A 7,329-nucleotide genomic window follows, 5' to 3' on the forward strand; every position below is an offset into this window, starting at 1 on the left:
TGATGGAGGCTTTTGTTGAATAAATATAGGATGTGTATTTAGGATTCGCTAAAAAAGTTAGCGATCCCTCAGTCCCTTCTTCGATCTTGGAGAGTTTGGAAACTTCCACGTCGGGATTTCCTATAATTTCTCCATCTAGTATTCCGGCTATTTGACTTGCTGTAAATTTCATTTCCCGACAAAAGTATAAAAAAGTGCCATTATTTTTTAGGATAACACATGTAATATTTCGTTACTGGTTTGGAGAGTGCTTTTAAATTGAATTGATCAGAGGCTTTTGTAACATCTCGGATCTTGGAGGTTTTCATTAAAATATGTATATTTTGCTTGTCTAAATTATAGGCTTGGTTCTCTATAACTCCCGTAAAAACAAAGTATTCGGCCTCCGTTCTACTTAATTTGTATTTGGTCATTAGGTTTTCTAAATATGTTTCTTTTAGGGCAATTTTTATTGGCTTTTTCTTCACTTTTATTTTCAATAAATTTCGGTTTAAAAGCATCTGACATAGGTGAGAAAGTACAAAATCCTGCTCCTCACTCCATCCTTTCATAGCAGAAAGAATATCAATGTCGTCTAAATTTGAAAACACCTCTAGGACGGATCGATCAAATTGCTCTATCCCTACTTGATGATCTAAGAAATACAATAAAGCCTTATTCGCATGAAGTTTATAGGAAGAATGATGAAGTTCTTTCGCCCGTTTTAAAATACGGATCAGCAATTGCTCTGCAGCAAGGGATGTTTTATGTAAATACACCTGCCAGTACATAAGCCTTCTAGCTACAAGAAACTTTTCAATAGAATAGATGCCTTTTTCCTCTACCACCAATTTATCCTCTACCACATTAAGCATTGTTATAATACGCTGTGCGTTTATGTTCCCCTCTGATACACCAGTGTAAAAGCTATCCCTTTTTAAATAATCCAAGCGATCCATATCCAATTGCCCCGAGATCAATTGGTTCATGAATTTACGATGATAATCACCCTTAAAAATTTCAATAGCTAGGCTGAGGGCGCCGCTGAACTCTGTATTGAGCGCCTCCATAAATTTTAATGATATATACTCATGTGAAATTCCATTAACAATACTATGCTCCATAGCATGTGAAAAAGGACCATGCCCAATATCGTGAAGTAGGATTGCGATTAATAACCCATCTTCCTCCTGCTTGGAAATTTCTATTTTTTTAAAGCGCAGCACATTAATGGCGTTTTTCATCAAATGCATACAACCTAAGGCATGGTGAAACCTAGTATGATGTGCTCCAGGGTATACCAAATAAGAAAGTCCCATTTGTGAAATTCGTCTTAGGCGTTGGAAATATGGATGTTCTATTAAATCAAAGATAAGTTCATTTGGGATGGTAATAAATCCGTAAATTGGATCGTTAAATATTTTAAGTTTGTTTTTTGTATTCAAACTGATAGAATTGAAAAAGTTACATACAAATATACATCATTAAGCATATATGGATGAAATAAAGATACTTTGGGTGGATGATGAAATTGAACTCCTTAAACCGCACATTATATTCTTAGAAAAGAAAAATTATATTGTACAAACTTGTATAAGCGGTACAGAAGCGGTGGAAGCCGTAAAAGATACCAATTTCGATATTGTTTTTTTAGATGAAAATATGCCTGGTTTGTCAGGACTTGAAGCCTTGTCTGATATCAAAAGTATTCGTCCTTCCCTGCCTGTGGTTATGATTACCAAAAGTGAGGAAGAGGATATTATGGAACAGGCTATAGGTTCGAAAATTGCGGATTACCTTATTAAACCAGTAAATCCAAATCAAATCCTATTAAGTTTAAAGAAAAATTTAGACCATTCTAGATTAATATCAGAAAAAACGACCTCTAATTATCAACAAGAATTCAGGAAAATAGCTATGGATCTTACCATGGTGGATACACCAGAACAATGGGTAGAACTGTATAGAAAGCTAATTTTCTGGGAAATTGAATTGGAAAATATTGAAGATAGTGGGATGACTGATATATTGGAGTCCCAAAAATCTGAGGCTAATTCACACTTTGGTAAATATATTGAGAAAAACTATGAAAATTGGTTTAAAGGAAGTTCAGACATGCCGCTGATGTCCCATACAATTTTTAAGGAATTAGTATCTAAAGAGGTCAATAAAAAGACGCCAACCTTATTGGTGGTCATTGATAATTTAAGATACGATCAGTGGAAATCCATTGAAAATATTGTCAATGTTCATTACAAAAAGGAAAAGGAAATTCCGTATTTCAGTATACTACCTACAGCGACTCAATATGCTCGAAACGCTATATTTTCTGGGTTAATGCCTTCGGAAATGGAGCGCCTTCACCCAGAGTTGTGGAAAAATGAGCACGACGAAGGTGGGAAAAATCAGTATGAAGCGGAATTTTTAGAAAAGCAAATTCGCCGACTTGGAATGGATATTCAGTGGGAATACCACAAGATCTCCAACCTTAAATCAGGAAAACAGCTTGCACAAAACTTTAAATCTAAAAAGGAAAATGATTTAACTGTCATTGTCTATAACTTTGTGGATATGCTATCACACTCCAAAACAGAGATGGAAGTGGTCAAAGAACTGGCCTCGGATGATAAAGCATACCGATCATTAACTCAGAGTTGGTTTAAAAACTCTCCCCTGTTAAATGTTATTCAACAAGCGCAACAAGCAGGTTTTAAACTTATTATCACTACAGATCACGGGACCATAAATGTAAAAAACCCTTCGAAGGTTATTGGAGACAGAGATACTAGTTTAAACTTAAGGTACAAGACTGGAAAAAGTCTTACTTATAATGAAAAACAAGCCTATGCAGTTAAAAATCCAAAAGACATACACTTACCCTGCCTTAAAATGAGTAGCTCTTTTATTTTTGCCAAGGACGATATGTTTTTTGCCTATCCTAATAGCTACAATCATTATGTAAGTTATTACAAAAACACCTATCAACATGGTGGAATTTCATTGCAGGAGATTATTATCCCTTTTATCGTACTGAATCCAAGAAATTAGTACTAATTTTTTTAGAAGTTTTTAAACCTTTTATAAGCGAAAAATACGGTTTCCCTCATTGTATTGTCGGTTAAACGCATAGATATTCGACAAAATACACAGAGGTGTTAATCTTTTCTAAAAAAATAACATTCCTTCTTTAGTGTTTAGTTTTTTTTCTATTTTTGAGTGAACCCTCAATTTTAGTAAAAATGGCAAAAGCAATTGATAGAATTTTCTCTATCATCCAATCCTTAGGAATGAGCGCTAGACAGTTTGATATGTCTATTGGCGCATCTAATGGTTACACACTTCGAATGAAAAAGAATAATGCTTCCGTTGGAAGTGATATTCTAGAGAGAATTGTCGAGAAGTATCCCTTTGTTAACATTACATGGGTAGTTACTGGAAAAGGTACGATGTTCGGTACTGAAAACACCACCTCTGCCGATAGCAGTGTAAATCATGACAAAAGACTCACATATAAAGAAGTGGAAGCTATTATCGAGCAAAAGATCAAGGCACATCAAGAACGCGAACTGAGCAATTTGATGGATCAGATCAAAAATGAAATTGACACTACTAAAAGAAAAATTAGCGAGTAAGCGGTTTTCTCTTTAGTGTAAGAGTTAAACACCTCAATGGGGTGTTTTTTTTGTTTACAGATATATCAAGACTCATTTTAGTAGTAATTTTGCAAAAAACAATAAAACCAATGGATCAATATACCTATGGTCTCGAGGACTTGGAGGTCATCTCCAAAAAAATTATCGAAAATTCTAAAAGTAAGATTTTGTGTTTTTATGGTAATATGGGAGTTGGAAAAACCACCCTTATAAAAGAGATGGTGAAACAGTTAGGCAGTTCAGACAGGGTGTCTAGCCCTACCTTTTCACTGGTCAATGAATATGATGCTCACGGAACTCCAGTGTATCATTTTGATTTTTACAGAATAGAAAACAGTGATGAGGCTTACCAGATAGGGCTTGAGAATTATTTATATAGTGGCTCCTGGTGTCTTATTGAGTGGCCTGATAAAATAGCGGAGCTATTACCTGAGAATGTTACATTAATCGAAATTAAAGAGCAATTGAGCGGAAAAAGAACCTTAGTACTGCAATAATTAATTACTTTAGTGGACTTTACGGAAAAACATAATCTGCTGTATATGAAAAATATAACAAGATACGGCAAAGGTTTTTATTTTCCGCATCTAATTTTTTGGTAGGTTTGGAGTACTAATAACCAATTTAAATTATTACTCATGTATACTATCAAAAAATATGTATTTGCCACTGCGGCCGTTGCATTATTAGCAGTATCTTTTGTTTCATGTTCTAATGATAGCGTTGCTGAAACAGACGCTTTATACAATAATACACAAGGGTTTATTGACAAAGGGGACATCGTTGTTCCTCCAGGAGGGTGATCCATTAAAAATTATCACTTTTATATGTAAAATCCTGGTGTTTTTACATACTATCAGATTTGGATATATTATACAGATTGGTTTAATTTGTAGTTATATCCAAATCTGATATATTGTGAACAATATAGGAACTAAGAAAATAAGAATACTCTCCGTCAGTTCTTTGATGGCTATTCTCATAGCAATTTCTCCATACCTATTTTACCTCTACGAAAGTTTTCCCAATAACAATGTTTGGCATACAAGCTTCTTTGATTTTAAAACCGAGTTTTACCCTTCTTTATATGTAGCAGCGTGGACAATTATGAATAAGATTGTTCCTTTGATGCTGTTAACCATTTGGTTTTTCACCTGTAAACATTGGTGGTATCATGTGATTCTTATCCCCATTAGCATGTACATTTTTCAGTTATTCAGTTCGGTTAATGCGGAAGTTCAATATGTTGATGAATTTGAAATTTATTACACCATCCCGGTAATGATGATAATCATTCCAATTGTATATATCGTTCGTCTGAAGTTTATTGATAAATATGTGCACGGCATTGATATGGATAAAATCAACAAGGAACTTAAGGCCTATAAAGAAAAAGAAAATAAGTCCTAAAGCACATTATTTTCTTTTGGACTTAAAAAGTTTAAATTAACTTTGATCTTTTGAAGTGAATAAGATGTCGTATCCGCATACACCTTTTACGAAACAGGAATTAATACCCCAAGAGGAAACACTTGAGCTGTTAAAACAGAAAGGGGAATTGTTTATTGGAATACCTAAGGAGGTCTCCTTTCAAGAAAATAGGGTTTGTTTGATTCCTGATGCTGTAAGTGCTCTTGTATCCCATGGACACAGGGTAATTATAGAATCCAATGCTGGAGTTAGTGCCAATTATAGCGATAAAGAATACAGTGAAGCTGGAGCGCAAATTACTAGTGATCGAAAAAAAATATTCTCCTGCCCTATTATTCTCAAAGTCGAACCACCTTCTCTAGCGGAATTGGAGCTTATTAATCCACAGTCTATTATAATTTCCGCTTTGCAGATTAAAACTCGTAGTAAAAAATATTTTGAAACCTTAGCGCAAAAGAGAATAACCGCCATAGCTTTTGAATACATAAAGGACGATGATGGCAATTATCCTGCCGTTAGGGCATTAAGTGAAATTGCTGGAACGGCCTCTGTGCTTATTGCAGCGGAATTAATGACCAATACTAATAGTGGAAATGGATTGATGTTTGGGAACATTACTGGTGTGCCGCCAGTTGATGTTGTAATTATTGGAGCAGGTACCGTAGGAGAATTTGCAGCCCGTTCCGCCATTGGACTTGGTGCAAATATTAAAGTTTTTGATAATTCGATCACCCGACTTCGGTGTATACAAAATAATCTAGGTAGAGCACTTTATACCTCTACCCTACAACCAAAGTACCTACTTAAAGCTTTGAAACGATGTGATGTTTTAATTGGTGCAGTCAGGGGTACTGATAGGGCGCCTATTGTCGTATCACAAACTATGGTTGAAAACATGAAAAATGGAGCAGTCATTATCGATGTCAGTATTGACATGGGTGGCTGTATTGAAACTAGCGAGGTGACCTCGCATGATAATGCTACATTTGTAAAACATGGTGTTATCCATTATTGTGTACCTAATATTCCAGCGCGTTACGCTAGAACCGCATCGGTCTCATTGAGCAATATTTTCACTCCGTATCTTTTAAAAATTGGCGAAGATGGAGGATTAGAGCAGTCCATTAGGTTTGATAGAGGTCTGAGAAACGGGCTCTATTTCTATCACGGTATTTTAACAAGCAAATCCGTTGCACAGTGGTTCGACCTTTCTTATCGTGATATTAATTTATTGATCTTTTAAACATATGTCTTTATTCAAAAGATTTGGTTTTTACTTATTTGGAGTTTGTTTAGGCCTAATTTTCGTAGCTTATTTTTTTAAAGAAAAAAGAGCTGAATTTTGTTATTTACCCAATTGTAGAACTCTTAAAACCATTAGAACGCAAGATACTTTGAGTTATAACCCTGCCATTCAATTCCTAATTGACAACAAGGAAATCCAAGAAGAAAATATCGATTCTATACTTACCTATGGGAAGGTGAATTTCTCCAAAAGCAATATTGATAGAAGTGATGTTTCCTCCTCTGATGTTTGCAACACCTATTATATTGATGGGTATATCAATAACGAGCCTGTTGAGCTCGTTGTTTATAATTGTAAGTTTTCTGCCGAAGTTCAAGCATTAAATATGGTTGAAAACCAGTAGAACTAGGTTCTTCAAAATAGCATAAAGCTGATAGTCACTAAGGGGCGTTTAAATTAACTAAGGAACATGTAATTACCCATCTACTTATTGTGTGTAGATGGGTAATTTTTTGTGCGCCTTGCATGGACGATATCTATAGGGTGTAAGTCCCGAACACGCCCAAGCATTGGGAAGTGTTAGCCTAAAACAAGGGTGTCCATCGCGAGGTGGAATCTGAATATTCTCTACAAAGATATTACGAACAAATAAGGTGGTGGATTCCATGTTCTTTATTCACCTAGTAATAGCGAATCAAAAGATAGTCACCTACAAATTATTAGAAGACAGCTTCGCGGTCTCAAAGGCGCTGGATTAGAGTAACTTTACTTCAAGTGTAGCTTTCATCTCCCAAGGATTCATGGTCATTGCACTAACGTTTCTCTATCGCATTAGAAACAAGGAAGCTGGGTTTTTATCCTACAATGACATAGGATTCTATCGCTTTAATAATTGTCCCAGTAGCTGATTTAAATTCATATACATCACAAAACATATACGATTGACCTCTCATCTTTATGACACCACTAGCGGAAGCCTCTTTACCATGGGTAATGATACTCTTTAAGATTAATTCATCA

The 7,329-nt window shown here is 35.2% G+C and carries 9 protein-coding genes; 7 read left to right on the plus strand and 2 right to left on the minus strand.

What is annotated here, in order from left to right; all coding sequences use genetic code 11:
- On the minus strand, window positions 1-172 hold a 172-nt coding region (locus VKY50_RS06255), incomplete at its 3' end, for an LpxD N-terminal domain-containing protein (protein WP_324299993.1).
- 28 nt (window positions 173-200) lie between these two features.
- Entirely contained in the window at window positions 201-1,424 is a 1,224-nt protein-coding gene (locus tag VKY50_RS06260; protein ID WP_324299978.1) for an HD domain-containing protein, read from the minus strand.
- 49 nt (window positions 1,425-1,473) lie between these two features.
- Between VKY50_RS06260 and porX the strand changes: the two genes are divergently transcribed.
- The 7 genes from porX to VKY50_RS06295 all read left to right on the plus strand — a co-directional run bounded on the left by porX (window position 1,474) and on the right by VKY50_RS06295 (window position 6,712).
- A complete protein-coding gene (gene porX, locus VKY50_RS06265) occupies window positions 1,474-3,027 on the plus strand; it encodes a T9SS response regulator signal transducer PorX (RefSeq protein ID WP_324299980.1) in 1,554 nt (517 codons plus the stop codon).
- 191 nt (window positions 3,028-3,218) lie between these two features.
- On the plus strand, window positions 3,219-3,611 hold the full coding sequence (locus VKY50_RS06270) for a hypothetical protein (RefSeq protein ID WP_324299982.1): 393 nt from the start codon (window positions 3,219-3,221) through the stop codon (window positions 3,609-3,611).
- A gap of 110 nt (window positions 3,612-3,721) precedes the next feature.
- The gene (gene tsaE / locus VKY50_RS06275; protein WP_324299984.1) at window positions 3,722-4,129 is read left to right on the plus strand and encodes a tRNA (adenosine(37)-N6)-threonylcarbamoyltransferase complex ATPase subunit type 1 TsaE; all 408 of its coding nucleotides are present in this window, start codon (window positions 3,722-3,724) and stop codon (window positions 4,127-4,129) included.
- Window positions 4,130-4,270: 141 nt separating this feature from the next.
- On the plus strand, window positions 4,271-4,435 hold the full coding sequence (locus tag VKY50_RS06280; protein ID WP_324299986.1) for a hypothetical protein: 165 nt from the start codon (window positions 4,271-4,273) through the stop codon (window positions 4,433-4,435).
- Between the two features lie 115 nt (window positions 4,436-4,550).
- Window positions 4,551-5,042, plus strand: coding sequence for a hypothetical protein (locus VKY50_RS06285; RefSeq protein ID WP_324299988.1), 492 nt, complete (start codon window positions 4,551-4,553; stop codon window positions 5,040-5,042).
- 64 nt (window positions 5,043-5,106) lie between these two features.
- Window positions 5,107-6,306 (plus strand): alanine dehydrogenase, encoded by a 1,200-nt coding sequence (locus tag VKY50_RS06290; protein ID WP_324299990.1) that lies wholly within the window; start codon window positions 5,107-5,109, stop codon window positions 6,304-6,306.
- Between the two features lie 4 nt (window positions 6,307-6,310).
- On the plus strand, window positions 6,311-6,712 hold the full coding sequence (locus VKY50_RS06295; protein WP_324299992.1) for a DUF4258 domain-containing protein: 402 nt from the start codon (window positions 6,311-6,313) through the stop codon (window positions 6,710-6,712).
- Window positions 6,713-7,329 lie beyond the last annotated feature (617 nt).

Source organism: Galbibacter sp., assembly GCF_035306585.1.
Taxonomy (GTDB): domain Bacteria; phylum Bacteroidota; class Bacteroidia; order Flavobacteriales; family Flavobacteriaceae; genus Galbibacter.

Excerpts from the sequence above, each read along its gene's own strand:
- VKY50_RS06270 (WP_324299982.1), top strand. The coding sequence starts at position 3,219 with ATGGCAAAAGCAATTGATAGAATTTTCTCTATCATCCAATCCTTAGGA.
- VKY50_RS06295 (WP_324299992.1), top strand. The coding sequence starts at position 6,311 with ATGTCTTTATTCAAAAGATTTGGTTTTTACTTATTTGGAGTTTGTTTA.
- VKY50_RS06290 (WP_324299990.1), top strand. The coding sequence starts at position 5,107 with ATGTCGTATCCGCATACACCTTTTACGAAACAGGAATTAATACCCCAA.
- VKY50_RS06280 (WP_324299986.1), top strand. The coding sequence starts at position 4,271 with ATGTATACTATCAAAAAATATGTATTTGCCACTGCGGCCGTTGCATTA.
- porX (WP_324299980.1), top strand. The coding sequence starts at position 1,474 with ATGGATGAAATAAAGATACTTTGGGTGGATGATGAAATTGAACTCCTT.
- tsaE (WP_324299984.1), top strand. The coding sequence starts at position 3,722 with ATGGATCAATATACCTATGGTCTCGAGGACTTGGAGGTCATCTCCAAA.